Annotated in this window: 35 protein-coding genes and 24 tRNA genes; 42 read left to right on the top strand and 17 right to left on the bottom strand. The window is 69.5% G+C overall.

Annotation, left to right across the window (positions count from 1 at the left end; genetic code table 11):
• Positions 1–24: 24 nt before the first annotated feature.
• Entirely contained in the window at positions 25–429 is a 405-nt protein-coding gene (locus tag Psi01_RS30090) for an ATP-binding protein (RefSeq protein ID WP_204067495.1), read from the bottom strand.
• Positions 430–613: 184 nt separating this feature from the next.
• On the bottom strand, positions 614–2,104 hold the full coding sequence (locus Psi01_RS30085) for a DNA-directed RNA polymerase subunit alpha C-terminal domain-containing protein (RefSeq protein ID WP_204067494.1): 1,491 nt from the start codon (positions 2,102–2,104) through the stop codon (positions 614–616).
• A gap of 510 nt (positions 2,105–2,614) precedes the next feature.
• On the opposite strand from Psi01_RS30085, the gene Psi01_RS30080 reads away from it, so the two are divergent.
• Together Psi01_RS30080 and Psi01_RS30075 are read left to right on the top strand one after the other, a co-directional pair.
• Positions 2,615–4,294 (top strand): TROVE domain-containing protein, encoded by a 1,680-nt coding sequence (locus tag Psi01_RS30080; RefSeq protein WP_204067493.1) that lies wholly within the window; start codon positions 2,615–2,617, stop codon positions 4,292–4,294.
• Positions 4,291–4,692 (top strand): hypothetical protein, encoded by a 402-nt coding sequence (locus Psi01_RS30075; RefSeq protein WP_204067492.1) that lies wholly within the window; start codon positions 4,291–4,293, stop codon positions 4,690–4,692. Before Psi01_RS30080 ends, Psi01_RS30075 begins: the two co-directional genes overlap by 4 nt.
• Before the next feature lie 31 nt (positions 4,693–4,723).
• Here Psi01_RS30075 and Psi01_RS30070 read toward each other — a convergent pair whose 3' ends face one another.
• From Psi01_RS30070 to Psi01_RS30025, 10 genes are all read right to left on the bottom strand, one after another.
• Positions 4,724–5,335 carry a hypothetical protein gene (locus Psi01_RS30070; protein ID WP_204067491.1) on the bottom strand — a complete coding sequence of 204 codons (612 nt, stop codon included), beginning with the start codon at positions 5,333–5,335 and terminating at the stop codon, positions 4,724–4,726.
• Positions 5,336–5,394: 59 nt separating this feature from the next.
• Positions 5,395–5,994 (bottom strand): hypothetical protein, encoded by a 600-nt coding sequence (locus tag Psi01_RS30065; RefSeq protein ID WP_204067490.1) that lies wholly within the window; start codon positions 5,992–5,994, stop codon positions 5,395–5,397.
• 286 nt (positions 5,995–6,280) lie between these two features.
• Complete coding sequence (locus Psi01_RS30060; protein ID WP_204067489.1) at positions 6,281–7,204, bottom strand: tyrosine-type recombinase/integrase; 924 nt, start codon at positions 7,202–7,204, stop codon at positions 6,281–6,283.
• Positions 7,197–7,850: a hypothetical protein gene (locus Psi01_RS30055; RefSeq protein WP_204067488.1), complete on the bottom strand. Its 654-nt coding sequence runs from the start codon at positions 7,848–7,850 to the stop codon at positions 7,197–7,199. Before Psi01_RS30055 ends, Psi01_RS30060 begins: the two co-directional genes overlap by 8 nt.
• A 28-nt stretch (positions 7,851–7,878) precedes the next feature.
• Positions 7,879–8,457 carry a hypothetical protein gene (locus Psi01_RS30050; RefSeq protein WP_204067487.1) on the bottom strand — a complete coding sequence of 193 codons (579 nt, stop codon included), beginning with the start codon at positions 8,455–8,457 and terminating at the stop codon, positions 7,879–7,881.
• A 188-nt stretch (positions 8,458–8,645) separates the two neighbouring features.
• Entirely contained in the window at positions 8,646–8,870 is a 225-nt protein-coding gene (locus tag Psi01_RS30045; RefSeq protein ID WP_204067486.1) for a hypothetical protein, read from the bottom strand.
• Between the two features lie 42 nt (positions 8,871–8,912).
• Positions 8,913–9,239, bottom strand: a complete 327-nt coding sequence (locus Psi01_RS30040) for a hypothetical protein (protein WP_204067485.1) — start codon at positions 9,237–9,239, stop codon at positions 8,913–8,915.
• A gap of 19 nt (positions 9,240–9,258) precedes the next feature.
• Complete coding sequence (locus tag Psi01_RS30035) at positions 9,259–9,819, bottom strand: hypothetical protein (protein ID WP_204067484.1); 561 nt, start codon at positions 9,817–9,819, stop codon at positions 9,259–9,261.
• A gap of 2 nt (positions 9,820–9,821) precedes the next feature.
• Positions 9,822–10,082, bottom strand: a complete 261-nt coding sequence (locus Psi01_RS30030; protein ID WP_204067483.1) for a hypothetical protein — start codon at positions 10,080–10,082, stop codon at positions 9,822–9,824.
• A gap of 225 nt (positions 10,083–10,307) precedes the next feature.
• Positions 10,308–11,210: a hypothetical protein gene (locus tag Psi01_RS30025; protein ID WP_204067482.1), complete on the bottom strand. Its 903-nt coding sequence runs from the start codon at positions 11,208–11,210 to the stop codon at positions 10,308–10,310.
• A 216-nt stretch (positions 11,211–11,426) separates the two neighbouring features.
• On the opposite strand from Psi01_RS30025, the gene Psi01_RS30020 reads away from it, so the two are divergent.
• The 25 genes from Psi01_RS30020 (at position 11,427) to Psi01_RS29900 (ending at position 19,678) form a co-directional block, all read left to right on the top strand.
• A complete protein-coding gene (locus Psi01_RS30020; protein ID WP_204067481.1) occupies positions 11,427–11,813 on the top strand; it encodes a hypothetical protein in 387 nt (128 codons plus the stop codon).
• 30 nt (positions 11,814–11,843) lie between these two features.
• Entirely contained in the window at positions 11,844–12,116 is a 273-nt protein-coding gene (locus Psi01_RS30015; protein WP_204067480.1) for a hypothetical protein, read from the top strand.
• Complete coding sequence (locus tag Psi01_RS30010; RefSeq protein WP_204067479.1) at positions 12,113–12,427, top strand: hypothetical protein; 315 nt, start codon at positions 12,113–12,115, stop codon at positions 12,425–12,427. Before Psi01_RS30015 ends, Psi01_RS30010 begins: the two co-directional genes overlap by 4 nt.
• A complete protein-coding gene (locus Psi01_RS30005) occupies positions 12,420–13,364 on the top strand; it encodes a hypothetical protein (protein WP_204067478.1) in 945 nt (314 codons plus the stop codon). Before Psi01_RS30010 ends, Psi01_RS30005 begins: the two co-directional genes overlap by 8 nt.
• 194 nt (positions 13,365–13,558) lie before the next feature.
• Entirely contained in the window at positions 13,559–14,818 is a 1,260-nt protein-coding gene (locus Psi01_RS30000; protein ID WP_204067477.1) for a hypothetical protein, read from the top strand.
• Between the two features lie 64 nt (positions 14,819–14,882).
• Entirely contained in the window at positions 14,883–15,254 is a 372-nt protein-coding gene (locus Psi01_RS29995) for a hypothetical protein (protein WP_204067476.1), read from the top strand.
• Positions 15,254–15,505 (top strand): hypothetical protein, encoded by a 252-nt coding sequence (locus Psi01_RS29990; protein WP_204067475.1) that lies wholly within the window; start codon positions 15,254–15,256, stop codon positions 15,503–15,505. Before Psi01_RS29995 ends, Psi01_RS29990 begins: the two co-directional genes overlap by 1 nt.
• Positions 15,506–15,559: 54 nt before the next feature.
• Positions 15,560–16,027, top strand: coding sequence for a hypothetical protein (locus Psi01_RS29985; RefSeq protein WP_204067474.1), 468 nt, complete (start codon positions 15,560–15,562; stop codon positions 16,025–16,027).
• 3 nt (positions 16,028–16,030) lie between these two features.
• The gene (locus Psi01_RS29980; RefSeq protein WP_204067473.1) at positions 16,031–16,375 is read left to right on the top strand and encodes a hypothetical protein; all 345 of its coding nucleotides are present in this window, start codon (positions 16,031–16,033) and stop codon (positions 16,373–16,375) included.
• Positions 16,376–16,427: 52 nt separating this feature from the next.
• Positions 16,428–16,787 (top strand): hypothetical protein, encoded by a 360-nt coding sequence (locus Psi01_RS29975; RefSeq protein WP_204067472.1) that lies wholly within the window; start codon positions 16,428–16,430, stop codon positions 16,785–16,787.
• Between the two features lie 74 nt (positions 16,788–16,861).
• Entirely contained in the window at positions 16,862–17,101 is a 240-nt protein-coding gene (locus Psi01_RS29970) for a hypothetical protein (protein ID WP_204067471.1), read from the top strand.
• A gap of 278 nt (positions 17,102–17,379) precedes the next feature.
• Positions 17,380–17,453: transfer RNA gene (locus Psi01_RS29965), tRNA-Trp, on the top strand.
• Positions 17,454–17,630: 177 nt separating this feature from the next.
• A tRNA-Ala gene (locus Psi01_RS29960) sits at positions 17,631–17,703 on the top strand.
• A gap of 109 nt (positions 17,704–17,812) precedes the next feature.
• Positions 17,813–17,885 (top strand) — tRNA-Asp (locus tag Psi01_RS29955).
• Between the two features lie 105 nt (positions 17,886–17,990).
• Positions 17,991–18,063, top strand: a tRNA-Ile gene (locus Psi01_RS29950).
• Between the two features lie 81 nt (positions 18,064–18,144).
• Positions 18,145–18,217: transfer RNA gene (locus Psi01_RS29945), tRNA-Asp, on the top strand.
• Positions 18,218–18,361: 144 nt separating this feature from the next.
• Positions 18,362–18,435 (top strand) — tRNA-Arg (locus Psi01_RS29940).
• Positions 18,436–18,446: 11 nt separating this feature from the next.
• Positions 18,447–18,520: transfer RNA gene (locus tag Psi01_RS29935), tRNA-Pro, on the top strand.
• 106 nt (positions 18,521–18,626) lie between these two features.
• A tRNA-Phe gene (locus Psi01_RS29930) sits at positions 18,627–18,698 on the top strand.
• Positions 18,699–18,815: 117 nt separating this feature from the next.
• Positions 18,816–18,890, top strand: a tRNA-Gly gene (locus Psi01_RS29925).
• Position 18,891: 1 nt separating this feature from the next.
• Positions 18,892–18,963: transfer RNA gene (locus Psi01_RS29920), tRNA-Pro, on the top strand.
• Positions 18,964–18,970: 7 nt separating this feature from the next.
• Positions 18,971–19,042: transfer RNA gene (locus tag Psi01_RS29915), tRNA-Lys, on the top strand.
• A gap of 54 nt (positions 19,043–19,096) precedes the next feature.
• Positions 19,097–19,169, top strand: a tRNA-Gln gene (locus Psi01_RS29910).
• A 4-nt stretch (positions 19,170–19,173) separates the two neighbouring features.
• A tRNA-Thr gene (locus Psi01_RS29905) sits at positions 19,174–19,246 on the top strand.
• A gap of 30 nt (positions 19,247–19,276) precedes the next feature.
• Positions 19,277–19,678, top strand: a complete 402-nt coding sequence (locus Psi01_RS29900; RefSeq protein ID WP_204067470.1) for a hypothetical protein — start codon at positions 19,277–19,279, stop codon at positions 19,676–19,678.
• Between the two features lie 5 nt (positions 19,679–19,683).
• Here Psi01_RS29900 and Psi01_RS29895 read toward each other — a convergent pair whose 3' ends face one another.
• On the bottom strand, positions 19,684–20,448 hold the full coding sequence (locus Psi01_RS29895; RefSeq protein ID WP_204067469.1) for a GntR family transcriptional regulator: 765 nt from the start codon (positions 20,446–20,448) through the stop codon (positions 19,684–19,686).
• A 44-nt stretch (positions 20,449–20,492) separates the two neighbouring features.
• On the opposite strand from Psi01_RS29895, the gene Psi01_RS29890 reads away from it, so the two are divergent.
• The 13 genes from Psi01_RS29890 (at position 20,493) to Psi01_RS29830 (ending at position 23,933) form a co-directional block, all read left to right on the top strand.
• Positions 20,493–20,565 (top strand) — tRNA-Gln (locus tag Psi01_RS29890).
• Between the two features lie 39 nt (positions 20,566–20,604).
• Complete coding sequence (locus tag Psi01_RS29885) at positions 20,605–20,988, top strand: hypothetical protein (RefSeq protein ID WP_204067468.1); 384 nt, start codon at positions 20,605–20,607, stop codon at positions 20,986–20,988.
• An 11-nt stretch (positions 20,989–20,999) separates the two neighbouring features.
• Positions 21,000–21,075, top strand: a tRNA-Thr gene (locus Psi01_RS29880).
• 149 nt (positions 21,076–21,224) lie between these two features.
• Positions 21,225–21,818, top strand: a complete 594-nt coding sequence (locus Psi01_RS29875; protein WP_204067467.1) for a hypothetical protein — start codon at positions 21,225–21,227, stop codon at positions 21,816–21,818.
• A 98-nt stretch (positions 21,819–21,916) separates the two neighbouring features.
• Positions 21,917–21,991: transfer RNA gene (locus Psi01_RS29870), tRNA-Gly, on the top strand.
• Between the two features lie 13 nt (positions 21,992–22,004).
• Positions 22,005–22,078, top strand: a tRNA-Leu gene (locus tag Psi01_RS29865).
• A 259-nt stretch (positions 22,079–22,337) separates the two neighbouring features.
• Positions 22,338–22,420 (top strand) — tRNA-Ser (locus tag Psi01_RS29860).
• Between the two features lie 180 nt (positions 22,421–22,600).
• Positions 22,601–22,673 (top strand) — tRNA-Lys (locus Psi01_RS29855).
• A gap of 99 nt (positions 22,674–22,772) precedes the next feature.
• A tRNA-Glu gene (locus Psi01_RS29850) sits at positions 22,773–22,843 on the top strand.
• Positions 22,844–22,858: 15 nt separating this feature from the next.
• Positions 22,859–22,933, top strand: a tRNA-Glu gene (locus tag Psi01_RS29845).
• Positions 22,934–22,953: 20 nt separating this feature from the next.
• A complete protein-coding gene (locus Psi01_RS29840; protein ID WP_204067466.1) occupies positions 22,954–23,280 on the top strand; it encodes a DUF1707 SHOCT-like domain-containing protein in 327 nt (108 codons plus the stop codon).
• A 12-nt stretch (positions 23,281–23,292) separates the two neighbouring features.
• Positions 23,293–23,368: transfer RNA gene (locus Psi01_RS29835), tRNA-Met, on the top strand.
• A gap of 88 nt (positions 23,369–23,456) precedes the next feature.
• The gene (locus tag Psi01_RS29830) at positions 23,457–23,933 is read left to right on the top strand and encodes a hypothetical protein (RefSeq protein WP_204067465.1); all 477 of its coding nucleotides are present in this window, start codon (positions 23,457–23,459) and stop codon (positions 23,931–23,933) included.
• 1 nt (position 23,934) lies between these two features.
• Here the strand turns inward: Psi01_RS29830 and Psi01_RS29825 are convergent, their stop codons facing one another.
• Genes Psi01_RS29825 through Psi01_RS29815 form a run of 3 tightly spaced genes read right to left on the bottom strand, consistent with a single transcriptional unit; the run spans position 23,935 to position 25,123 of the window.
• Entirely contained in the window at positions 23,935–24,294 is a 360-nt protein-coding gene (locus tag Psi01_RS29825; RefSeq protein WP_204067464.1) for a hypothetical protein, read from the bottom strand.
• Positions 24,295–24,297: 3 nt separating this feature from the next.
• A complete protein-coding gene (locus Psi01_RS29820; protein ID WP_204067463.1) occupies positions 24,298–24,693 on the bottom strand; it encodes a hypothetical protein in 396 nt (131 codons plus the stop codon).
• Between the two features lie 40 nt (positions 24,694–24,733).
• A complete protein-coding gene (locus Psi01_RS29815) occupies positions 24,734–25,123 on the bottom strand; it encodes a low affinity iron permease family protein (protein WP_239128129.1) in 390 nt (129 codons plus the stop codon).
• A gap of 52 nt (positions 25,124–25,175) precedes the next feature.
• Here Psi01_RS29815 and Psi01_RS29810 point away from each other — a divergent pair.
• Positions 25,176–25,249: transfer RNA gene (locus tag Psi01_RS29810), tRNA-Asn, on the top strand.
• 133 nt (positions 25,250–25,382) lie between these two features.
• Here the strand turns inward: Psi01_RS29810 and Psi01_RS29805 are convergent.
• A complete protein-coding gene (locus Psi01_RS29805; protein ID WP_204067462.1) occupies positions 25,383–25,904 on the bottom strand; it encodes a hypothetical protein in 522 nt (173 codons plus the stop codon).
• A gap of 44 nt (positions 25,905–25,948) precedes the next feature.
• Between Psi01_RS29805 and Psi01_RS29800 the strand changes: the two genes are divergently transcribed.
• Positions 25,949–26,021 (top strand) — tRNA-Val (locus tag Psi01_RS29800).
• The last annotated feature ends 1 nt before the right edge of the window (position 26,022 follow it).

The following is a 26,022-nucleotide window of genomic DNA, read 5'->3' as shown; positions in this document are numbered from 1 at the left end:
TACTTAGCATAGGGCGGCAAGTTGTCAGCGCGGGACTTCGAACCACACCACCGTGTGCTGGTCGGCCTCACGCTCGAACCCCCACCGGGTGGCCAGCAGGTCCATGATGGTCACGCCGCGGCCGTTGGTGCCGTCGGCGTCGCCGGGGGCGCGTCGGACGCAGGGCACGCTGGCGGCGCCGGCGTCGTGGACCTCCACCCGGAATCCGGCTCCGTCGTCGGTGGGGCCGACGATGACGGTGTAGGAGCCGCCGGTGCAGCCGGATGCGGTGTGCCGTACGGCGTTGGCCGCAACCTCCGACACCATCAGGACTGCGTCGTCGACGAAGGAGGTGCCGCGCAGGGCGTCGGCGACGAATTCGCGGGCGTCGGCGACCCGCTCAGGTCGTCCGGCGATGGTGGTGCTGATGGCACGCAGGGAGGTGTCCATGGGGGTTTCTCCAGGTCAAGTGCTGGTATATATAAGATTTACCAAGCGTTGCCTGGGGTCAACCTATCCGAACGGTAAGTCTTTGTCCACGTACTTAGCGTAGAGGTAGCGTGCAGTAATGGTGAGGTAACTCACAGACATAACAAAACGGGCCGCCGTAACCGCGGCAAGCGCCGGACTTGCCCTACCCCTGAGTGGCCGAAACCGCCTCCGGGGACCCCCACGCCGCGCGCCCCTGCTCCAGCGCCTGCTGGATCTGCGCCTCCACCGCCGCATCGCTGCGCCGCAGCGCCACCATCTCCCCCGGCATCATGCCCTGGCGCTCACACGCCGCGGTCATCCCGACCCCGCGGGCCAGATCCGCAGCCACGCCCGCGATACGCCGGCTGAGGCGCCCCTGCTCCCGGCCCTGCTCCCGCGCCTGCTCATAACGCGCGGCGAATTTTTTGTCGTTCATGCGCCAGCGCCGCACGGTCGCCACGCTGATGTCCAGCTGGGCGCACGCATCGGCCTGGGTCTGCCCTTTGCGCACCAGCTCCAGGAAGGCCTCACCGACCCGGCCGGCCTCAAAGGGGCTCAGCTGGCGGCGGCCCTCTGCCGGGTGGCGATGGGCATAGGCGTTCTGCCCAGCCGGGCTGATCCGGTAGTAGCGGCGCGGGGTGCGACCCAGATCCTGCGCGCTGCCCTCCTCCAGGTCGGAGTTCACCCACCCCTGGTCAGCGAACACCTTCAGCGCCGCCCGCACCTTGCTGTCCTCCACCCTGGTCAGGGCGACGATCTCTGAGACGTACAGGGAGCGGCCCGGGTTACGCACCAGGGCGCGCAGGATGCGGGCGCGCACCGTGGTCAACGGCGGCCCTACCGGATCCGGGGGCCGCGGCGTCACCGGCTCCCCGGAGGCGGCGGGCTCTGCCTGCGGCGCCGCCGACCGCGGGAGGTCGGCGGCCCGCGCCAGCGCCTCCTGTAACTCCTCAACGGCCGCCGGGCCGAACTGGGGGATCTCCCGGATCTCATCGTCGGTGGCCGTCCGCAGGTCATCCAGGATGGTGATGCCTGCGCGTATCAGGCTGTTGGTGGCGCGCAGGCTGAGGCCCAGCTGCTGCACCGCAGTGGAGCCGGGCCAGTCGATGGCGCGGGCCAGGGCGGCCATGTCGTCGCTCTCCGGCCACCGCCTGGCCTCATCCTCTGTCGACGCCGCCCCCGGCCGCGGGCTTTGCGCGGCGCGCATCAGCGCCCCCCGTAACTCCTGGATGCCCGCCGGGCCGAACTGGGGGAAAGACTGGAACCTGTCATCCGGCGTCGTGCGCAGGAGGCGCAGGGTGCCGATGCCCTGGCGCAGCAGGACGTTTGTGACACGAAGACTGAGGCCCAGCTGCTGCACCGTCGTGGAACCGGGCCAGTCCACCAGGCGCGCCAGCTCCGGGACCGACGCAGGGGCCGGCACGTCATCGTCGGGGGCGGCCGGGCCCTGCTGCGGCGGGCGCAGCCCGTCGGCGATCCGCGCCAGGTGGGCCTGCACATCCGTCACCACGGCGCGGATCACATCGGTGTCAGAGATGCTGTCGAAATGCTGGGGGGTCACCCCCAGGTGGTTGAGGATGTCCGGCAGACGGATGTTCTTGACCGCGGTGAAGGCCAAGGCCCGGGCTGCCGCCTGCGGGTCGTGCACGTCCATGACTCTCCTGAGGCCGAATCGCTCATCCGGTGATCGCCTCACCCTACACCGTTCACTAAGTACCTGTACAGAAGATGGCGGGTGGTGTGTCGCCGCTGAAGCCCTTCGTCCCATGGGGTGCCCGTGACCTGGGCCCAAGCAATAAATGATCATCTGATTAACCATCCATCACTTCCGCCTCCCATCGTTCAGGTACTTAGCTTGTAATCTGGGGCCAGCCTTCCGAGATGCAGGCGACGGTTACTTCCATTTTTGCGAAATGGGCTCCCGGCCGTGCGGGCCGGGGCGCCGTCACCGCCGCCAACCTCGATTCGGGAGGCCCACAACTCCACAGCGGGGCCGAGATGCAGGTGACGGCTACTTCCACAGGTTCGATTCCTGTACCCGGGATCCCTTGACGACGGAGGGGATGGCCCGGGTCTGATTGGTTATGAGACCGCCGCCGCCGACTCCGATTCGGCCCCGCTGGCAGCTGAGGGCTCCCGGACACCGATGATGGGAGCCCTTCGCATGTCCAAGCTCAACCCCTCCGACCGCCGCAGCGGCCCACGGCCGACCCCGGCCGGCCCGCTGCGCGTCACCGCGGCCACGCCCACCACGACCACTCATGAGGGCGCCCCGGCCTACGCCCACGACCCCAAGACCGCGCTGTTCCTGCTGGCCACCACCAGCTTCTGGGGCGAAGACAGCTTCTATGAGAGCGCCGACGTGCGCGCTGAGCGCTTCCGCAGCCTGGTACGGGACCAGGCCGTCGGCGACCCGGCCTGGCTGACCGCCTTCATTGGCTACCTGCGCGGCACCGCCAACATCCGCAGCGGCGCCATCGTGGCCGCCGCGGAGATGGCCAAGACCCGCCAGGAGAACGGCCTGCCGGGCCACGTCCGCCAGGCCGTCAGCGCCGCCCTCCAGCGCGCCGATGAGCCCGGCGCCATCATCCACTACTACCTGACCCGCTACGCCACCCCCCGCCATGAGCGCCGCCTGCGCGGCTTGACGCTGCCGATCGCGCTGCGCCGCGGCGTGGTCGACGCGGTGGTGCGGCTGTACACGGAGAAGTCCGCGCTGAAGTGGGACCGCCCCGATGCCGCCGTGCGCTTCGGCGACGTGGTGGACCTGGTGGAACCGGCCCACGCCACCCACGGCAACGCCCACCTGCGCGGCACCCCCACCGGCGACCTGTTCCGGTGGCTGATTGAGCGCCGTCACAACCGCGACAACCCCATCCCGGCCACCCTGCCGATCCTGCGCGCCCGCCAGCGGCTCATGCAGGTGCCCGTCGCCGACCGGCGCTCCCTGCTGCGTGCCTACGGCGTCAACGCCACGAAGACCCTGGCGGAGGCCGGCATGACCCATGAGGCGCTGGCCGGCTGGCTGGAAGGACCGCTGGGCGCCACCGAATGGGCGATGATCCTGCCGACCATGGGCTACATGGCGCTGCTGAAGAACCTGGCCAACCTGGACCGCGCCGACGTCCCGGACGACATCGCGGCCAAGGTCGCCGCCCGCCTGGCCGACCCCGTCCAGGTCGCCCGCTCCCGCCAGCTGCCCTTCCGCTTCCTGAGCGCCTACAGCGCCGTCTCCTCCGACCGGTGGGCGACCGCGCTGGGGGCCGCGTTCGAAGCCTCCGTCGGCAACATCCCGCACCTGACAGGCCGCACCCTGGTCCTGGTCGACGTCTCCGGCAGCATGCGCTCCCGGCTGTCGGAGCACTCCACCATGACCCGCATGATGGTCGGCGCCCTGTTCGGGGTCGTCCTAGCCGCCCGCGGCGCCAAGGTCGACCTGCACGGCTTCGCCGATGCCACCTTCCACCACGACGTGCCGACCGGCGCGTCCGTGCTGAAGTCCACCCAGCGCTTCCTGGAGCGCAACAACGGCGGCATCTACGGGCACGGCACCCAGATCGCCGCCGCGATCCGCGCCACCTACCGCGGCCACGACCGCGTCATCGTCATCACCGATGAGCAGACCAGCATGCGCGACCACTACTACCACGGCAACGTCACCGACGCTGTGCCGCGCACGGTGCCGCTGTGGTGCTTCAACACCAGCGGGGAGACCGGCGCGGTCGTCGACGCCGGCACCACCAACCGCTACAGCATGGGCGGGCTGAGCGACACCACCTTCTCCCTGATCCCCGTCCTGGAGAGCGGGCAGGCCGGCCGTTGGCCGTTCGACAGCGCGGCATGACGGCACACCCGTTCACCGGCCCGCAGGCCCACGAATACCTCGACCTGGTGACCCGTAGATACATCGATCTGGAAACCTGGAGCGACGCCGACCTGCGGGGCCGGGCCATTGCCCGGGCCCGGCGAACACTGGAAGGCTGCATGGCGCTGGCCCGCTACCGGCCGCTGACGCCGGTGGTGATCACGGCGGTCGCCCTGCGCTGGCGGCCGTGCTGGCGCTCCCAGGACAGGGCGGCAGGCGCCCGGCTGGCCTGGCGGTCCGACCAGTACCGGCTGGTCCCCTGCCCGGCCGGCCAGGTGCAGGTGGTGGGGCTGCGACTGGAAGTGGTCGTGGCGCTGGAAGCCGAAGCGCAGCAAGGCCCCGGGGACGACTCCCCGGGGCCTGCGAAACAATCATGAAAAGAGCTGGGGGATTCCCGGCTCTGCGCACCTATGAAGCAGGGTTGGCGGCCAGTACCTGGTCGACCAGCTGGGCGGTCTCCTGCGGGCTGACCAGCTCCACGTTGCGGGTGGAGGCAAACCACAGAGCCCGTACCGTGGCCCAGGCGGAGACCCGCGGCGGCGCGACCGGCTGAGGGCGGCCGTCGGCGTCCAGCCGCATCGCGGTCACGTGCCGGCGGCTGGAGATCAACCGGCGGCCGGTGATCGTGAACTCCTCATGCAGCAGCGTGCTGACCGGCTGGCCGGAGCGCAGCTCCCTGACCATCTCTTCGAAGTCGCTGCGCCCCATCCGCTTGATCACGATGGTGAGGGGGGAGCAGGTGATCCACAACGCCACGGTGTCGTCGGCGCTGTTGAGCCGCACATCCTGGGGCAGCTCCTTGGCGCGGGTGACCATCGCGTCCAGCACCTGCGGGTCGACGACGGTGTTGCCGCGCAGCGCGAACCAGGTGCCGCCCCACAGGACGGCGACGGCGCCCGCCCCGATGGCCAGGGCGATCCAACCGATCCCGCCGATGATCGCCACCAGGACGGTGACGATGGCCACCGCGATGCTGAACCCCCAGGCCCGCATCAGGGCCCGGCGTCCGGATTCCGTCATGACGTCCTCCCGGTCGGAGAAGGGGCAGGGGCCCGGCACCGGCCGGGCCCCTGGGGTGGTCAGGCCGCCAGGCGGGCCAGCAGCCGCCGTCCCTCCGCCGCGGCTTCCTCAATCGCGGCCTTGGCCTCCTGTTCTGAGGCGCCCGCCGACAGCGCCTGGGACAGCGCGGAGACGGTGAGGACCTGGACGGCCTGGTCCAGGCGTCCGGCGCGGGCGTAGGCGCGGGCCTGCACCCGCATCTTCTCGATGATGTCCCAGCGGTAGGCGTCGTTGAGGACGAACACCAAGGCGGGCTTCTCCCGCGGCGTCCACTCCGTGAACTCCGGGTACTCAAACCCGCGCTGCTTGGCCAGGCGGCAGCGGTCCGGGTGGGACATACCCAGGTAGAACGTCTCGTTGACGAACACCAGCGACCGGTGGACCTGGGTCAGGTCGCTGGTGAAGCTGGAGTCGTCGGTGGTCAGCGTGCGCGCCTGCTCCAGGCAGGTGCGCGCCGCGATGGACAGCAGCCGGAAGGCGGGCTCCATGCCCGTTCCGGCGTCGGTGGTGCCGCTGCCGTGGTCGAAGTCGGCCACGGCCTCCAGGCCGGCCACGTACATCCGCGCCTGCTCAATCGCGGCGGCGGCGGTGGTGAACGCGGGGACGGCGATGGGCTGCATGGGTCCTCCTGAAGACTGTCGGTTTTCGCTCGAACCGAACTACCTCAATAGTACAGGTACTTAGCGACAGTTTCAATGAGAAGGGGTCCGGCGGTTGCCGCCACCGGACCCCTGCCGCAGGGCGGCGCAACGCCGACCCTGCCCTATCTGCCTGGACCGCAGAACCCTCAAGGAGAGGAACCCCCACCAGCCTGCCCGACCCGCGGCCACCAGGCCAGCGCTGGCACGAAACGGCACGAAATGACATGCCGTGAAAGCCGGTGAAACGCCCTGAACGCCTCCATGCTCACGGCCGCCGGCGGGCCGCCGGATCGGAGGCCGCCACGTGCCGGCCCAGCGCCTCAGCACTGGGCCGCAGGTACGGCTCCAGCGACCGGAACGACGCATGCCCGCTGCGGGCCATCAGCAGCGGCAGCGGGGTGCCGCGGTCGGCATCGTGCGACAGCGCCGCCCGCCGGAAGTCGTGCGGGCTACAGCCGATCAGCACCTGCATCACCTCATGCACCCGCCGGTACGACAGGCGGGCCCGGCCGGTGACCGGGCACAGGTCCACGGTGGCCACCGCGGTGCGCGGTTTGCGACTGGCCAGGAACACCGGCCCCCGGGCCCGGCCGGCGATCAGCCGCGGCAGCAGCCGCGCGGTGCCGGTCTGCCAGTACACCCAGTCGATGGATGATCCCTTGCGCCGCACCTTGGCCCGCTTGCCAGTCAGGTCCAGGTCTTCGATGTTCAGCCTCAGGATCTCCTCTGCCCGGGCCGCGGTCTCATACAGCATCCGGTACAGGGTCTTCTCCCGCAGCGGCAGGTCATCGCGCTCCCACAGCGCTTCGACTTCGGCGGTGGTGCGCACCTGGGTGCGGTCACGCGGGATCGACGGCCGCGACAGGCCGCTGGTGGGGTCGGTGACTATCCACCCCTGGCGGTGCCACCAGCCGAACGCCGACTGGAAGGTGGCCAGCTTGCGCGCCTGGGTGGCCGGCGCCAGGTCGGCGAAGGCCGTGCGGAACCAGGTGCGGAATCGCTCCCCGGCCGCCGGGTCGTCCAGCGCGGTCAGCGGGGTGGCCGCGCCGAAGACGGCCATCATCTGGTTGAGCACGACACGGTAGGTGCGCCGGGTCCCGTCGGATCCGATCTTTTCGTAGCCGTGCAGGAACGCCCGCACCGCCTCCGCCAGGGCGGGCGCGGTGATGAGGACGCGGACCTCACCCACGGTCGCTGGCCTGGGCGAAGCGGGCGGACAGGTCCACCACGTCGGCGTCGGGGGCGCCGGGGGTGGGCAGGCGGTCGCCGTACAGGAACATGCCGGTGGCTGCCGCAGCATGCGCCAGTGCGGCGGTGAAGGCGCCGCCGGGCAGGCCGCGTTCTTTGTCTGCTTCGGTGGGGCTGATCAGGCTGCTGTAGAACACTTTGTGCGTTTTGCCGGGCAGGTCGCGGCGCTGGGAGGCCGTCCAGTGTCGGCCTTCGATGTCGCTGGCCATCGCGGCGCGGATTTCGACGGCGTCGGGCCGCTGGTAGAAGCGGCGCTGCACCCGGTCGCGGGCGTACCGCTTGTTCTCCAGCGGGGAAGCGGTCTGCGGGTTGTGGCGGGCCGCGTGCGCCTCATAGATCAGCATGAAGCCGTACAGCGTGGGCGCGATCCCCTCCTGCTCCATCCGCTGCTTCTGCTTCATGTTCTCCTCCCCGACGATCTTAAAGATCAGATCCGGCATCTTGTCGGGGTGCACGTCCAGGGCGATGACGTTGATACTGCCGACCGTCAGCTTGTGGCCGTTCCAGTGCAGGCTGACGAACTCATGCGGCAGGTCCCAGCGGTCGCCGCGGGCACGCAGCGCCCGGCCCATCTCCCGTTCGAACATCCCCGGCGGGGCATTGCGGCGCGGGTTCTCAAACCGGCGTGACATCGATGGTTCCCTTCGTGGTCCGGCGGCGGGCCGGGTGAACATCATGCAGGTGGGCACCGTAGGCCACGATGCAGGCGCCCCGGGTGGAGCCGGTCGCCACGCACAGGGCCCCGCAAGAACAGGTGACCTCACCGGGGTGCAGCGCGGCCGGCCGGTGGAACACCTGCTGGCCGTCGGTCATGGTCGGCGCGTGGGTCGGGCACACGTAGCAGCCGCCCAGCACGCCGCTGGTCTGCAACCAGCCCGGCGCGTCCGCCTGGCCGGTCATCAACGCCAGCACGTCGAACGCGGCCGGGCAGGTCGCCACCATGCATCGCCGCATCGTGGCACCTTCGACGCGCAGCCGGTCGGCCGGGGCGATGGTGGTGCGGATGCGGTAGCGGCGCGGCGCCGATCCATCGGCCCGCAGCAGCTGTCCCTGCATCCACACCATCCCGGCCAGGTCGGGGCTTTCGGCCGGGGCGGCGGCGCTCAGGTACAGCGCGAAGGGCCGGCGCAGCAGGGCGCAGCCGGCCGGGACGAACACCACCCGTCCCGGCGTCAGCTCTCTCATCGTGGCCATGTCTCTCCTGGTCGTTCGCCCCGTCTCGCAAACCGTACGGGTACTTAGTGGTTGGGGCAAGTGGATCACGTGTTCTCATGCGGCATGCCGGGGTACGGCCGGGCCCGGGGATGCCCTTGTTGCTTGCAGGTGCACACGATGGGCCAGCGGCGGTTTAGGCATGTCAAGTGGTTAGACAGCCTTTTCCCTCACATCTGGATGTGCACATCACCGACGACGACGCCAGCCTGCATGCCCACCTTGGCGCGGTCGGCCTGCATGTTGACGATCACGGTGTCGACGGCGTCGGTGTCGGGGGCCGCGCCCTCCCGCGGGGCGGCCGACGCCTGCTCCGCGGTGTCGCTGCCGTGGATGCTGCCAGCCTGGATGGCCGTGTAGCCGCTGTCGGCGACGTTCTCCCGGTGCTTTCTCATGTCGTTCTCCATCCATTGATGATCGTTTTATCGGTCTGGCCGTCAGGGGGGAGTCCCCTCATCCCATTCGTAGGTGTCGGGGCCCTCCTCGCCGTAGCAGGCAGCGTTGATCAGCTGCTGGTACAGCTCCGACGCGCTCTGCTGTTCGTAGGTGTAGGGCTCCCCCTTGTAGGAGGTCGCGGTGACTGTCTCCATGGGGCAGCCGACCAGTGCGCGCACGATCTGGTCGATCACCCACGTCTGGTGGTGTTCGCCTTCGACGCCGCCGTTTTCGATGGCGACGGTCAGCGCCTTGATGATCCGGTCGAGTTCGGGACCGCCGTCGCGGGCAGCCCGCTGGATGGCTGCATCCAGGTCGTGTTCGTTCAATCGTTTCTCCTGTCCGCATCTACAGGTACTGCTGGGCGACGGCTTCGGCGGCCCCGGCCAGGCTGGTGTAGCCGTCGCCCTGGTCGATGGCCAGGAAGTCCTGCCGGGTGTTGTCCCAGATGACCCACCGGCCGTAGTGGTGGGTACGGGCGCCGGGGCAGTAGTAGCCCGCTCCGCCGGCCAGCCGGACCGGGTGCGCGGCATCACAGGTGGTGGCGAAGTCGTCGTTGTAGGAGATCTCATACCGACCGTCTTCGGTGACGTACGGCCCGCCCGGCCGGGGCTGCACCAGGGGCAGGGCGTAGCGGCGGAAGACGCGGGCGCCGGTCCGGTGGTTGCGCTGCCGTGCAGCCAGGGCAGGCCGTTCGACTGTCACCGACCGCCACACGATGTCGGGGTACAGGTAGTGCTCCACCCTGCTGCCGGCGGGGGCGACGGTCTTGATGCCGGGCACCGGCGTGACACCCAGCGGCGCTTCGACGGTCAGCGCCCTGGTCGGCCGGTAGTCGTCGATGGCGACGATGCGGTCTCCGGCACGGACCTGGTGGAGCTGGTCGCGCTCCAGGATCAGGGTGGCCATGGCTACAGGTCCTCGTTGAGGACGATGTCGGCGTAGATCTCCAGTGCACCGCTGGCCTGGTTCAGCTTCTCCTGCACCGTCTGCGAATCGGGGCGGGCGGCCTGGAGAGCTTCGGCCAGGAGGGCGGTGGTGCGGGACATCGCGATCAGGACGGCGTGCACCTCATCCGGCCGGATGGGGGTGTTGGCCAAGTCGGCGGCCATGTCGCCGATCTCCGTGGCGATCTGGGTGGCGCTGTGGACGGTGCCGCTCTGGTTCGTCATGGCTCTAATGTACGGGTACTTAGCGACGCTGTCCAGTTACCGCAGAAAACGCGTAGGAGTGGGATTCGGAGGCGCCGGCGGCCATCGCAGGCCCGGCCGGGGCGTCGTACGGCGGTGCATCTGGTTACCGCAGAAAATCCGGCGTTTTCTGCGGGAACCCTTTGGCTCTTCGACCTGGCCGGTATCGGGGAGCAGTGGATCTACCAGATCCGCGACGAACGCCGCTCACTGGCCTTCGCTTTCCACGCGCCAGCCCCAGGTGCCATCCAGCCTGCCGTCCCCCGGCGCGCCGGGTCGGGTCCAAGCCTTCCTCAGCCGATCGCGCCGCCTGCTGCGGTTGAACCCGCCCGATTCGATCCACCGCCGCACCGATGGATGGGCGGGGTCGATGCGGTCCGCCGCCAGACGCATCCCCACCCACGCCAGCCTGTCGGCGACACCGCTCAGCCCCTCCGGGGACCGCTTGTTCGCCGACGCTGAACCTTCTGCCACCTGCACGCGGAGCTGGCTTTTCCCCTGCGCCGGTTTCAGCATCCTGGCGATCGAAGTCAGCGTTCGCTGGTGGTGAAAGCCCTCCGAGACCGTCTCCACGTTCCCGCCTGCGGCGAGGTGACTTACCACGGCGGCGGCGGCATCGGAATCCGTGGTGATCGTCAAAAGGCTGCCGTTCAAGGCGCCGTAGCTGAACGCGCTCTTGATCGCCTCCAGTTCAGCGGCGGCTGAATTGGTCTGCTGAGCGGAATACCACCCCAGCACCGCCAGCCCGTCTCCTCGCACCACCGCCCACGTTGCAAGCTGGTTATCCGCCGCAACCGACGCATCAACAGCGATCTCGGCCTTGTCGCCCTCGGACGCGTTTCCCCTGGCAAGGAAGGGCAGCTTCATCACCAGCGGTTTCCTGAGGTAGCGCACAGACATCCACTCGCGCATCACCCCGGATTCCCCGACCTGCTCGTGGCGAAGCCGCCACCGGGCCGCCTTCACTGCGCTCCGCGACCGCCCCAGCAGCCGACCAACCTCTGCCGCACGCAGGTCCCACTGGGCCACCACGGTCAGCTCTTCCGGCGTCCAGAGCATCCCGCTACGTGAATCGGACGCCCGGCCGTTCATGCCGTCGCGTTCATCCATAGGGGGTGTCTCTCCAGCCCGGGGAAGGTGCTCTATCTATCTTGCCGTGCTTCGCTACTGAGGCGGCACAAGAGGCCTGCCGGGCGTGCGCAGCGGGTGCACCACACCCTGCCGCTGGGCCTGCGCCCGACCGCCCGCCGGCAGCCTAGACCCGTTCGCTAAGTACCTGTACTATAGATGGTGTTGGGGGAGCGACCCATCACCAAGGAGCAGACCATGACCGCGACCGTCGGCACAGTAGATCTCATCGCCCAGTTCGCCGACCGCCACAACGCCCGTGACGACAAGTTCCGGATCACCCGGCCAGCCGCGGCGGAACTGGCTGCTGCGCTGGCGGAGCTGAAGACCGACACCTTCAGGTGCGGCCGGTGCTCCTGGGTCTGCCAGAACCCGAACCTCGACATGCCGCAGTTCCAGATGGTCACCCACGCGCTGCGCCACCGGGAGATCGAAGCCCAGGACACCGATGCCCTGCGCGGCACCTACCAGATGACCCGCGTGATCTGGGATGAGTGGGCACACCTCATCGCCTACGCCGAGCTTCAGCGCCGGGACGTCGACCCGGCGGCCATCCCTGGCCTGGTCTGGCGAACCTACGCCTGACCGGCCGGACACCCCCGAAGGAGCTGGTCAGTGACCACCATCTGCACATCCGGGCAGCCGGACTACACGCACGTCCCCGCGGCCGACATCCCCCTGGGAGCCCTCATCGTCGACACCTGGGCCTTCGGCCGGGGCGGGGCGTTGCCCGTGACGTTCACCCGCCGGGTCCTGGAGCCGCTGCACTACAACAGCAGCGGGACCTGGATCGTGGAGTGCCGGGGCGACGTCTACCTGGGATCGGGCACGCCGCACGGACTGCCGGTCCTCACCTCCAGCGAACCGACCACCGGAGAGACGCCATGATCCGCTGCCTGCGCGCACTGCGCCGCTTCGTCGCCGCCGTCCGCGCTTGGCGTCAGGCCACGCGCGACTATCGGGCCCTCTGCGATGCCGGGCGCGCCCCGACCCTCCAGTTCAGCGTCCAGATCCACCCCGAGAGCTACGAATGGACCGGCCTGAACGGCATCACCGGCCTGAAGACCACGGTCCCGCTCACCCGAGACGGCAAGCGGTACATGGCCGGCGTGATCCGCGACATCGAACGCACCTGCATTCGCGCTGTGCTGGACGACTCCACCCCTGAGCCGGCCCGGGCCGGTGACGGCCATGGATGAGTTCGACCACCGGCCCTCCTTCTCCTACACCACCAGCGACCTGGAGTTCCTGGCCCTGAGCGCGTCGGCCGGCCACTCCGCGCAGATCCTGGAGACGCTGGGCGTCCAGATCGACCCGCGGGAGTTCGCAGAGAACCGTCTGGCCCGCACCACCAACGACGTCGCGACCCTGCGGGCGCTGGCACGAAGCGGCTATGACAGCGTCCGGTGCGCGGTCGCCGGCAACCCCGCCACCCCGGTCGACGCCGTACGGGCCCTGGCCTGCGACACCAGCGGCGTCACGGTTGAGGCGGCGGCCCGTCACCCCGCTCTGGAGGTGGCCGACCTGGAGTTCCTGGCCCTGACCGGAGACGCTTTCCTGCGGGCGTGCGTACTGCGCAACCACCGCATCCCCCAGCACCTGGTGGACCGGGCCGCCGTCGACGACGACCCGCACTCCCGGGCGGTGGCCGCCTGCCACCCGCGGGTACGGGAGGACGCGCTGGCGCGCCTGGCCGTCGACGACGACTCCACCGTGCGGGCCGTGGCCGCCGCCCACCCCCGGATGCCCGCTCTGGCCTTCCCCGTGCTGGCCGCCGACCCGCACTGGCTGGTGCGCGCGGCGGTCACCGAAAATCCGAACCTCCCGGAGGTGCAGCTGCTTCGGCTGGCCGCCGATGAGGAGAGCTGGGTGCGGACCGCCGCGGCCGGGAGTCCGGCCATCACCCCGGACGTGGCCGAACGTCTGGCCGGTGACATCGGCCCGGTGCAGGTACGGCTGGCCGGCAACTCCAGCTGCCCCACCGCGGTGCTGCGGCTGCTGGCCCGGCCGCGCCGCTTGGTCCAGGTGCGGTGCGCGGTGGCGCAGAACCCGGCGTGCCCGGTGGACCTTCGGCGGCGGCTGGCGGAGCGGGACCGCTCTTCCTATGTGCGGGAGCGGGCGGCTGCCTGGATGTGAGCTGGTGAAGCGCTGGTTGTAGGGCTACAAGCGTTGCGGCTTGTAGCCCTGTCGCTTTCTTGGGCTCCGCCACCTCGAGGTAGTTGATCTTGATGGAGAAGGTGTGTTGCTAAGTAGCTGTACTATTCTTCCCTCATCGCGTAAACCGGTTGTCGTCATTGACAACCAGTTGACGCAAGACCATTGTTGGGCGCATGACAACCCCCATCGCGCCCTGGTGCGCCCCCACCGTCGACATTCAGCCACTTCCGACCTTCGGCTGGTTCGACCACACCGGCTACGGCGGCTACTCCGAACACATGGACCTGCGACGGGCCAAGGAGGACGGCTGGTACGGCCTGGTAGTGCTGGACACCGGCACCGGCCAGCTGTCCATCCGGGCCAACCGCGGCTACGGCCCCCACTTCAAGAACGGCCATCCGCCGGATGAGCACTACGCCCCGGAGCAGGACCTGTGGTACGGCCGGCGTTACCACCGCACGCCCCGCCGCCTGGGCGCGTTCCTGCGGGAAGGCCTGACGCGGGAGGAGGTAGAGCAGGTGCTGGCGCAGGTGGCGCCGGCGGCCCAGCGGCTGCTTCAGCACCTGGAGCCGCTGCCCGACGGCGGCTGGGACTGGACCGTGGAGGCGGCCACCACCTACCAGGCCCTGCGCCTTTTCGTCTCCCACCCGCAGGACCGGACCCTGGAGAGCACTCTCACCGATCTTTCCCGCCACCCCAGCACCGTGGCGTTCGACACCGTCATCGAAGCGATACCGTCGATCGTCGACCCGGCCTGGACGGTCGCCTCTGATGCCGAACTGGACCGGATCGCTGAGGCGTTCTGCCAGGGCAACGGCTACTACAGCAGCAACAGCCACGGCCGATCCCCCTACGATCTCCTGACGGAGTACGCCAAGCTCGCCCAGCCCGACAGCCGGCACGTCCCTTCTGCGCCGACGGTGGTGGGCGCCCGCGCGGCCCTACGCCGCTGGCGCGCCGCCGCCATCCAGGCCCAGACCGGCTACCCGGCCCAGCCCGCCGCCGCCTGGTTCGCCGCCCACCAGGCCGACGCCCCCGACGTCACCGCCGACCTGGACGATGCCCAGCTGGCCGAACTGGCGGAGGTGACGATCGCCACCGTCGCCCACGACCACCACATCTCCCTGGTCGGCGTCGCCGACTACCTGACCGATGAGCGGGCCCGGCTGCGCGACCTGGTGCGGGCGGAGGCGACCGTGATGGGCCAGCGCACCAACGCGCTGTTGGCGGAGGCCGACCGGGCGCGCACGGCCCGCGCCGCCATGGCCGCCCGCATCGCCAGCTGGAACGACCCCAAGGAGCGCGGAGAAGACGGCGACGTCAACGGCGCGGAGATCGGCCGCCTGGTCGGCATGACCCGCCAGGGCGTGCACAAGCTGCTGGAGCGGCTGAGGGCGGAGGACCCCGACGGCGAAGAGAACGCCGACACCTGACCCGGATCACTAAGTACCTGTACTAAAGAAGGGTGGGAGAGCGACCCGCCCACCAGGAGGAACCATGGACCGCACCACCTTCCAGAACATGAACGACCGCCTGGGTACCTACTTCCAGGCGGCGGTCGACCAGGAGTTGGCCGCATGGCCCACCCCCCGCCCCCAGGTGACCTGCACCCGGGGCGCCTGGGAGGGCGGCTACCGCATCGGCTACGGCCTGCTGAACTACAGCCACCTGCCGCTGGAGCGGCTGGAGGGCGTACTGATGATCCAGCACAAGGAGCACGGCGACGGGGAGCAGGTGAGCGACGTCATCGGCGCAATGGTCTTCCCCGCGGAGGTGGCCGCCGACCTGGACATGATCGCCGCCATCGCCGTGGCCGCGATCCGCATTCACCTCCAGCGGCGCACAGCCCTGCTGGCGGTGGCCGGGTAATGGCCGGCACCGACCTGGTCGGCTTGGCCGCCCGCTTCCTGATGACGGTGGTCGCCGCCCTGGGCCTGGCCGCGTTCATCGCCCTGGGCATCGTCGCCCTGGGCCACGACGACCTGCTGCTGGCGTCCTTCTGCACTGTCATGGCGCTCCGCGCCACCATCGTCCTGGCCGACCTGCTGCGCTCCGCGACCCGGCAGGTCATCGGATCCTGGCTGCGCAGGCACCCGGCCGTACGCAGGACGCGACCGTAGCACCCCGGCCCCGGAAGACTCCCCGCCACCACCAGATGACGGGGAGTCTTCTTCATGCCCAGCTCTGCTATCACCAGCCCGATCGACGCGCTGCGCGCTTGCCGGGACCTGCTGGCCCCGGTGCCGTTCCTGTCGGAGACCATCGCTACCAACCGGCAGATCAATGACGCGATCAGCAGCGCCTACCACACCGCCAAGAACGCGGTGGCCGCCTATGAACGGCTGGAGCGGAACTGGCAGCAGGAGTTTCAGCCCGGCACCTGGAAGGTCCCCCTGCTGTGGGAGGTTCCCCTGCTGCCAGAGACGCCGGCCCCGGAGCAGATGTCGGTGGAGCTGACGTCCGAACACGCCCGGCTGGCCGTCCTGCCGCTACCGGAAGGCTTCGCGCTGGTGCTGTCCGGCTTCGACATGCCCAGCGACCACAAGGAGGCCGACGCGGTCCAGGAGGCATTCCACCACTTCGCCGTCCGGTGCGGCGCCAAGGGCGGCTGGGTCTTCGGCTGCCCCGTCGACATCGTCTGAGCGATGGTGCCGATCGAACGCCCGGACCACGCCGCCAGCGCCCTGATCGGCAAGGTCTTCCGCATGGTGGCCGCGCTGCACGCCAACACGATGGATCCGGCAGCCATCCGGGCATCGATGGTCATCACCCTGCCGGAGGCCTTCGCCCTGCTGGACTACGCCGAACCCGGCCGGCGCTGGGTGCTGCCGATCCCGGTGCCGTACCACGGCGACGGGCCACCCCCGATGGTCACCTTCGACCTCATCCTGGCGCCGCAGCCCGGCCTGGTGTGGGCCCGGCTGTGGGGCGTCAGCCTGATCATCGAAGACACCGACCGGCCGGCGGGCCCCACCCCAACTTGCAGCTGATCTTTGGCAAAGATTCCCGGAGGTACCTCCACCCCACTGACATGCTAAGTACATGAGCAATGATTCGAAGGCGCGAACGCTGTATGCGGTGGACGACCCGCGCTTCCTGCCCGGCAACATCGCCCCCACCGACCAGATCGACCTGCGCCACGCCGTCATCGTGCAGGAAGTCGAAGCGTGCCTGGTCGACCAGCCGGTGACCGGGCCCAGCCTGGCCATCCGCCTGTCGGGCATCGTGCGGGCCAGCACCGACACCGCCCGCATCACCCTACTGCTGGACCCGGCTTCGGCCGCCGGCATCATGTCGGAGATCGGCGGCCTGGCCGTGCACATCGGCCCGCGGTTCGTCGACGCCTTCCTGGGCGCCCTGAACCTGGACGCCCTGAGCGAACCCGTCCCGCAGGCGGTGTGATGGTGTCCTGGGCCTACCAGACCCCCCGGGCCGCGCACGCGTGCCGGCCACCGATGCGGGAGCGGGCGGTTCGGGTGCCGCGGTCGCTCATGGAGCCCAACTCCCCCGACGTCGACTTCACCACCACGGAGGTGGACGGCGACGTCGGCGACGTGTGGCGCTGTGAGTGCAGCCGGCTGTGGCGGGTGGCCGACGCCTGCGACACCTGCGACGCCAACGGCGGGAAGCCGCACTGGGGCCTTCACGTGATGGGGGAGACCTGGCGGCGGGCGCGACTGTGGCAACGGCTACGGCTGTTCCGGCGCGGCAGGTAACCCAGGATTGGCCAAGGCTGGAACAGGCACAGACGAAAACCCGTTGACGCCAATCGCTAAGTACATGTACATTGGATGGTGTTGGCGGTACGGCAAGCGACACCGAAGGGAGGGGACAGCATGAGCAGCAACGGCTGGCAGCACCCCGCCCCCACGGAGTCGCAGGCCCGACCCGACGGGCGATTGCGGAAAGCGACCGGGTAACCGGTCGACAGCCGCAGCCGCCCGTCGGGACCCAGGTCCGGGGCGGTTTTCCATTCCCGGCCACAACAGCACATGGGGAAGTAGCTCAACCCGGCAGAGCAGTGGTCTCCAAAACCGCTGGTTGCAGGTTCAACTCCTGCCTTCCCTGCGACGCCCCACGCACGGGCGTGCTACCTGACATCTCAACAGCGGAAGACACCAAGACGATCCCCAGGCCGCGGCTGGCCATGGACGCTGCGTTCCGGTTCGGCCGGCACGGCAGCCACCCGCCAGCCGCGCCCCGGGGATCCCGGGTCCGGCCGCCGACCGCGGCCGGACCCACCATGGGCCTTTGGTGAAATTCGGCATCACACCTGCCTTGCAAGCAGGAGTTCCGGGTTCGAGCCCCGGCTGGTCCACCGATCCCTCCCCGGTCTCCGATGGGCCGGGACCGTGCGCACACCCCAGGGATCGAAGGGCGCTCCACGCGGATCGCGACCACGTGAATCACGCCTGCAACCATCGGAAGGGACCGTAGCTCAAGGTGTAGAGCCCGCCCTGTCAAGGGCGGAGATGCGGGTTCGAGTCCCGCCGGATCCCGCGATCGGGTGCCACATGCACCACACCCCCGCCTAGGTCTCCTGTCTGTCGAACGCTCCTTCGATTTCGATCAGGCTCCCCAGGCGTGTGGCACCCGACCACCCCACGCGACGTAGCTCAGCAGGCAGAGCACACCTCTTATAAGGGTGGGCACGCCGGTTCGACCCCGGCCGTCGCGACGTGACCCCGCGCGAGAGCGAGCGGGGCGGTCCGCCGACGCGCGGATCAACAAGCACGGGCGGGGCCCGCCTCCCGCCGATGCCTGGGTAGCACAACGGTCAGTGCTCCGGCCCGTCAAGCCGGGAGGTGCCGGTTCGAATCCGGTCTCAGGCGCCTGGGACTCCGCGAAGCCGTAGCGGCGGGACGGCGACCGCCCACGTCGGCGGTGGCGACCTGGAGGCGAGATCCGTGAACAGGGGAACCTGAAGCGGCCAGGCGTCTGCCGGGGGATCGACTCCCCTCCGGAGTCCCAGCCACGCCCGTGTAGCTCAGTGGACCAGAGCGCCTGCCTACGGAGCAGGATGTCGCAGGTTCGAGTCCTGCCACGGGTACGCACCACCACCGGGATGTAGCGCAGTTTGGCAGCGCACGCGCTTCGGGTGCGTGAGGTCGCTGGTTCGAATCCAGCCATCCCGACGCGGCCACCGGCCCCCACCGGCACGGGGGGCGCGGTGGCCCGCCACGGCTTCAGCAGGTTGCTCCTGGCGCCCGGCGAACCCGCATCGGAGGAACCGCACACGATGACTCTCTAGCTCACCCGGTAGAGCACCCGGCTGAAAACCGGGGGGATGGGGTTCGATTCCCTGGGGAGTCACTGATGACAGATCACGTGGCACTGAGAGGCACCCCTGCGGCCGGGGGCTCTGCGGTATCGGGTCACGTCTGCCATCGCGGTGCCGGCCCGGGAGTCATGACCCGGGTCCGTCATCGATCCGCATAAGCCGTGGTGGTGCGGCGCCGGGCTTCCACCCCGGAGAAGCGGGTTCGACTCCCGCATGCGGGACCAGCGGAACGTAGCGCAGAGGGAGCGCGCCTGCTCGGGGTGCAGGAGGTCGCAGGTTCAAGTCCTGCCGTTCCGACTCTCTGGTGTCGCGAGCATGATCGGCTATGCAGCGGACTCTTAATCCGTGGATCAGGGTTCGAATCCCTGGCGACGCACCTGTGGGGGAATGGCGGAACCGGAAGACGCGCCGGGCTCAAACCCCTACCTGATGCCAGGTCGTCTAACTGGAAGGACGCCCGCCTCTGGAGCGGGATGGTGCTGGTTCGAATCCAGCCCTGGCAGCCGTGCCCCTGAAGCTCAGCAGGCAGAGCGCCCGTTTCGTAATCGGGAGGCCGCCGGTTCGATCCCGGCCGGGGGCTCAACCATCCGCAGCACACCCTGGGAGAGACGTGCACGACACCCCTTGGTTCGAAACGGACGCCGCCATCGCCTGCGTCGACCTGATCGGCCGAAGCGGCGCCACGAACTTCGAATTCGGCTACCTGCACGACGACGTGCCGATGGAGGAGGCCGCCTGGTATGCCCACGCCCAGTACCGCGGCGCCCGCATCACCGCGCAGGGCCACCGCGACCCCATCGCAGCGATGGAGGAACTGGCCCGCAAGGTCCTGGCCGGGGGCCTGTGCACCGGCTGCCAGTGCACGGTGTCGCTGTCGGACGACGGCGCCGGCCTGTGCCGCTGGCGGCGGATGGGGCCGCGCTGGGAGATGGGCTGCAAGATCACACCGCCGCCCTCACCGAAGAAGAGACGGCGGGCCAAGAAGAAGCGCGGTGGAAAGCGAAGGGCCTGAGGGAATCAGCTGCGCTCAGCCGGTGGCGGGACATCGATAACGTACTCAAACGTGCAGACGTCACCCGGCGCGGTGGAATCCATGACCTCAACCACATGGCCGGAGGCGTCGTAGGCTGCCCGCACCGTGCGCACCATGGGAACTCCGGCCGATAGCCGCAGCGTCACGCTCTCCTGCGGCGTCGGCATCCGGATGGACAACCGCTCCACGAACCGTGCGACGTGGCCACCCAGTTCATCTTCGAACAGTGCCAGTGCGCCGCCTTGGATACGGCGCGGCTCAGCGACCGCCGTGGCGGCGAACAGGGCGATCGGGTAGTAGGCGGTACGCAGCTGGATCAGGTCGATCCCGATGAGGACCCCGTACCGCCGGACGATGACACGTTCGTCGGCTGCCAGGCCAAGTAGTGCGGCCACATCGGCAGGAGGGTCAGCTTCGGTGACCTCCAGCAGGTTCTGCTCCACAGCGTTACCCTGCCCGGCGTTGAGGCTGGTGACGCCCTCATCCCGTCGGGAGCGCCACTGGCTGCCGGTGGAGACCATCAGCAGCGCCGGCCGGGAGCACACATAGGAGCGGCTGCCCTGGGAGCTGAAGATGCGGCCCTCTGCCCGCAGCAGCGCGATTGCTTTGCGGACCGTGGATCTGGTCGTGGCGTAGCGGGCGGTGAGATCGCTCTCCGAAGGCACCTGGTCGCCTGGCGCCAGATGACCATCAAGGATGGCCTCACGGAGTTCGTCTGCGATCCGCCGGAACAGGGGAATCGTCGACACTGCGCCTCCTCATTCGTGATCTCGCTAATTATCAGCAGACCCGATCCGGGACGCCGTGCTGGTTCGGCAACGGGTCTTTGGAACCCGCCTGCGCAGGTTCGAATCCTGCTCCCGGAGCTGGCGCGTGGAGAGCGACCACGCGAAGAGGAGGCAACCATGACGATCATCTGGAAGCCGTTCCTGTTGTGCGACGGCCCCGGCTGCTGGCAGCACCTGGAGGGCAACGGCGGCGACAGCGGCGCCCACATGCGCAAGCGGGCCGTGGCCGACGGCTGGGCCTACCGGTACGGGCTGCTGTTCTGCCCGTCGGTGGAGCAGGTCGCCCAGGACCTCAGCGGCCAGGAGACGCGGCGCTGGACCGACCTGGGCTGCACCACCACGGTGCTGTCCTACCACCGGCCCCTGTTCATCGGCGGCCCCGGCACCGGCTACACCGCCGACTGCGTCTGCCGCGGCCTGCCGGTCCAGCGGTTCCGGTACCGTCGTGACGCCGTACAGCACTGGCTGGGGCACGTCCCCGACCAGGGCCCACGCCGCTGAGCGCGGCCCTTGCCCTTGCAGTCTCCGGGGTGGAGATGCCGCCTTGGTACGGCGGAGAGGCGGGTTCGACCCCCGCCAAGGGCTCCAGGACGGTGCGGCCCCTGCGGGGCGCACGCTGCGGGGCATCCCGTGGGGCCGCATTGTCCTACCTTCCTTTCCGGAAATTTGCCGATCAGCGGACGACACCGCCTGTCGCCGCTAGGTTCCCCGCTGTGACATGGGAAGCGGAGACCTGGGTGGCGGCGGCCAGCGCGGTGATCGCGCTGGGAAGCCTGCTGTACAACGTCGGTATGAAGAAAGCCGCACGCCAGTCAGCGGCGGCATCGGAACGTTCCGCGACAGCGTCTGAACGGTCCGCGGCGGCCTCAGAGAAGTCAGCCGCGGACGCGTCCGTGGTCGTGGAGATGAGCGTGGCGCGCCGGCATGAGGAGCTGGGGCTGCCACAGCCCGTCGAGCTCCAGCTGGAAGTCAAAACCGGTGGCCTGAACGGCCGGTGGTTGGCAGGGACGATCACCCTGCCGCGCCGCTACCGGGTCCAGGCAGAAGCCCGATGGGGATGCTTTTTCTCCACTCATCTGCACCTGCCGGACTTCGCCGAAGGCCGGCAGGAGTTCTTCATCGAACACTGGAAGGACGTGCAGGAGACGCCGGTCACGGATCTGGTGGTGATACGGCTGTGGCCACCGGTCGACGGTGATGAGCCCAACCCGTGGTCATGTCCTTGCGGAGGGCCGACCGGCGAAACACTGAGCGGGCCGGGGCACTGGGAAGTGCGCATCCCGATCGATTACACCCACCCGGTCCCTACCGTCCGCTGGCTAAGCCGATAAACCCTCAAGGCTCCCCGTGGCCGCCGCTCATAGCGGACGGCTGGACTGGTCACCACGGCACCGCCGGATGAGAATCACCCGGCGGCCACGGGGGACGCGTGGATGAAGTGTTGCTGGCTGCACGCGGCCCTGCCACGGTCGCAGACCGGGTTCGAATCCCGGCGTCCACACCACGCCGTACGGCGCGCCGCTCTAGCCCAACGGCAGGAGGCACCAGGTTCAGGGTCTGGACAGTCAGGGTTCGAATCCCTGGGGCGGCACGATCACTCCGTCGACGCTGGCCACCGCGGCGCTGGTGCCGGATGCGGAGATGTCGAACCCGAACATGACCCGCACGTGTGCATTCTCCGGGCACGTGGACGGAGGCGCCCCCGGGCGGCTGAGACTGATCCGTGAGCACCCGTCCCGGCAGGTATCGCACAGCAGATCTTCTTGGGTGGCGATACGGCCGCACGCGACGTCGTAGCGGCGGCAGTGGCACGGGGCTAGGGCTCGGGTCACCTGGCCCACGGTAGTCCTGGAGGGTTGGCTGAGAGGTAAGGCATCGGCTTGCTACGCCGCAGTCAGGGCAACCTGCGGGGGTTCGATTCCCTCACCCTCCGCCGTTTTGTACTTCCTGCTCAGTCCATCCGGTTGGTGGACCCCGTCTGATACGCGGGTCGCGCTGGGTTCGACTCCCAGGGGCAGGACCTTGGAGAGTGACGTCGCCGGTGGGGCGGCCCCGGTCTCGAAAACCGGTGAGGCGTAACAGCTAGGGGTTCGACTCCTCCTCTCTCCGCGCTGCCGTCCGCGCCCGACAGGACGGGCACCCGGCTTTTACCCGGGAGTGAAGGGGTTCGAGTCCTCTGGGCGGCACACCGGCCAGGTCCCTGGCCGAACCGTTAAGTATCTGTACTATGGGGCACGCCGGGTGGCGCGTCTGTCATGCCGATCACCGCGCCGCCCGGCGCGGATGGCCCATTCGTCTAGTGGCAGGATCCCTGGCTCTCGATCAGGTGACGCCGGTTCGAATCCGGCATGGGCTACGCCGTACCGAACAAGCCCCCTTCGACCATGGGTTAGGTCACGAGCCTTTCGATCTCGTGCAGCGGGTTCGAGTCCCGCAGGGGGTGCCAGGACAACCGCCGGGGGTGGCATGGGCAAGGTCGTCGTCGTGGTGCTGATCGCCGCTGTCGTGGTGGCGGTCGCGATCGGCGCCGCTGTCATCGCTCTGCGCCAGGCTGCGCACCGCCGCCGGCAGGTCCAGGACAAGCAGCGGCGCAGCGCCTATGAGCGCTGGCTGGACACCCGGGCCACCGATGAGGACCGCCAGCGTGCCCTGGCCCAGCTGGCCGACGCCTATGCCGTCGGCCAGCTCACCCACGATGAGCACGACAAGCGGACGGCCGACGTGCTGGCGGCCGTCACCAACCGCCATGTCCAGTCCTGTCTGCGGGACCTGGGTACGGCCGGCCAGCAGTAGAGCTGGCCACGACGCGGCGTAGGGGAGTTCGGTCGTCCCCGCTGGGCTCATAACCCGGAGATCGTCGGTTCGAATCCGACCGCCGCTACAACGGCCCCTGCACTTGTGGGGCAAGAAGTCGCAGGTCGCGGCGTGTTCGCTGGGATATGCGGCGCCACGGTGTTCACGCTGGCTGCATGACCGATGAACAGCAGCCTGAGCTGGCGCGCCTTACCCCTGTGGGGGATGAGGGCAAGGAGAGGGTCCGGGCCGAATACGGCGACCTCGGCGACCCGCGCAACCCCTTGGCCATCGCCATGGAGTTCTTCAGCGCCGTCGTCAGCGGCACCCGGCCCGACGTCGAATACCTCCAGGTCCTGTGTACGCCGGAGAGCTGGGGGCAGTGGGACTTCGACGACATGCGCCGCGACATGGCCACCCGTGGGGTGGCCAGCCGGGTTGAGGTGCCTGCCAACGGTGATCCCACCGTGCGCTTCGTGAAGTTCGTCGAAGTGGAGGAAGACGCCCCCATGTCCACGGCACAGCTGGGCGGCCTGGCCAAGGCGCTCATCTTGACGCTGCACTGGCGGCCGGAGGCCGACCGCTGGATGGTCTACGCCTACGGCGCCGTCCCGCCCGGGACCATCGCCTGGGCTGCGGAGTCGGCTCCCTGACCTACGCGCCGCGGCGGGTCATCCACGCCCATACCTCCAGCGCCTCCTGCCGGCGCGGCAACTGCGGACGCTGGCACAACCCGGTGCCGGGGCAGCAGCCCTGCACGTGGGCCAGTGGGCCGACGACGCTCAGCATCTGACACTCGATGTGGATGTAGGCGGCCCGCGTGGTGACGGCCCCGCCCGGAGGCGGCAGACCGACCAGGTGGGGCATGACCACGCCGCGGTCACCGTCCCCGATCGGGGTGTCGCAGTCGGCGCAGAGTGTCCCGGCCGGTACCGATGTGCGCCGGTCGACCGCCAAGCGCTCCCCGTCGTCGTAGCAGATCTCCGGTGGCCACGGTGGCCCGAACCAGAGCATCAGCTACCGCGTCAGGAGGCGGTGGGCCAGCGTGCTGGCGGTGTCGGACACGACCTGACGGTCCGCGGGGGGCAGGCCAGCCGGGATGTCAACCAGCAGGCCGACGCTGTCGGCGCCGGTGTCGGGCAAGACGTCGACACCGATCCACTGGGCCGCCGCCAGGCGCTTGACGGTGATGACGTCGACGCCCAGTCCGGCGGCCAGCGCCCGGTACCGCCACTGCTCCAGGGAGCGGGTCACCCGCCCTTGCAGCAGGTGCCGTAGCCACTGGTCGCGCAAGCCTTCGCCGGTCTCCGGGTCGATGCAGCGCTGCGACAGGGCGTGGGTGGTGATGCGGGTCCGCTCCAGGTAGGCGCGGACGGCCGCGCTGAGACGCGGCTCCGTTCCGTCGTGTTCCATTTCCATTGCTCCCCATTGTGGCCCGCAGCGGGCGCGGTGGTCAGGAACTCTCCCGGTCTTCCAGGCCCACCGCGGCGCGCAGTTCGGCCCGGGAGGCGTCATCGTCGCGGTCGACCGCGGCCATCACGTCGGCCAGGGCGACCGCCAGCGCGTTCAGCTTGCGCTGGACGGCCTGGTCAGCGCGGCGCTGACTGTTCTGCAACAACGCCACCAGCAGGAACGTCACGATCGTGGTGGCGGTGTTGATGACCAGCTGCCAGGTGTCGACGTCGCCGAACAGGAAGTACGACGGCGCCCACACCAGCACCAGCACCACGCACATGGCGAAGAACGTGGCGCGGGAGACGAAGCGGGCCGCGCCGCCGGCGAACCGGTCGAACCAGCCCAGGTGGTCATCCACCTGGGACGGCAGGTGCGTGTCGTTACCCACGCCCGGCAGGACATCACGCCGGGCCCCCTTACAGCGCGGCCTTGGCCGCCGATCCGGCGTCGCCCAACCGGTAGGGCAGCGGATTGTTAATCCGTTCGGGTGCAGGTTCGAATCCTGCCGTCGGAGCTGCTGGACCCGGATACCGAACCCGGGATGCGCAGGGCGGCATCCCGGCCGTCGTGCGGGAGGATGCGCACCTCCACTGCTGCGTACGACGGCCGCCGGCGGGACCACAGCCCGCCCAGCCCGGCGTCCGGGTTCAGCTTCTGTTTGGCTGCGGAGTGGAGGGCACCAGCTGCTCCCGGCCGCAGCGGGTGCAACGCAGATACCACGGCTCCATGAGGGAGGGGTGAGGGTCGGGGCGCCGTACCGGCCGCCACCGGCAGTTGCCCGCCACCCAGCAGGCCAGGCGCCGCCACCAGCGCACCGGCTGGCCGGGCCAGGCGGCCGGATCGTCCAGCGCCTGGTAGGTCTGCGCGAACACCTCCGGCTTGCACCGGTAGCGCTCCCCGCGCACCCCGGTGATGATCCAGTCGCCGGGGCAGACGATGTGCCCGCCCTCCAACGTGTCGATCCAGCCGTGATCGCCCATCACGCGGGAGCAGTGGCGGCAACGCTGATCGGCAGGGACGTCGGGGCGGTTGAAGTAGCGCACCACCCGCCCTTCGCTGAGCTCCCCCGCCAAGATTTTGCCGGCGGGCGGGAGGCCGTCGTCGGGGTGGTCGCCGTTGGTCCACCAGCGGTCAGCGTCGACGACGATGGGCAGCTTCACGTACTTCATGCAGAGAAGATCACAGGCCGGGGGCGGTAACGTCGCGGCCTTGCCGGCCCGTAGCTCAACCTGGGAGAGCAGCGGTCTTACAAACCGTGGGTGCGGGTTCAAATCCTGCCGGGCCGAC

It is taken from the genome of Paraplanobispora siamensis (assembly GCF_016863175.1).
Lineage (GTDB): Bacteria > Actinomycetota > Actinomycetes > Streptosporangiales > Streptosporangiaceae > Planobispora > Planobispora siamensis.
This window is presented reverse-complemented; position numbering and strand designations above follow the sequence as displayed.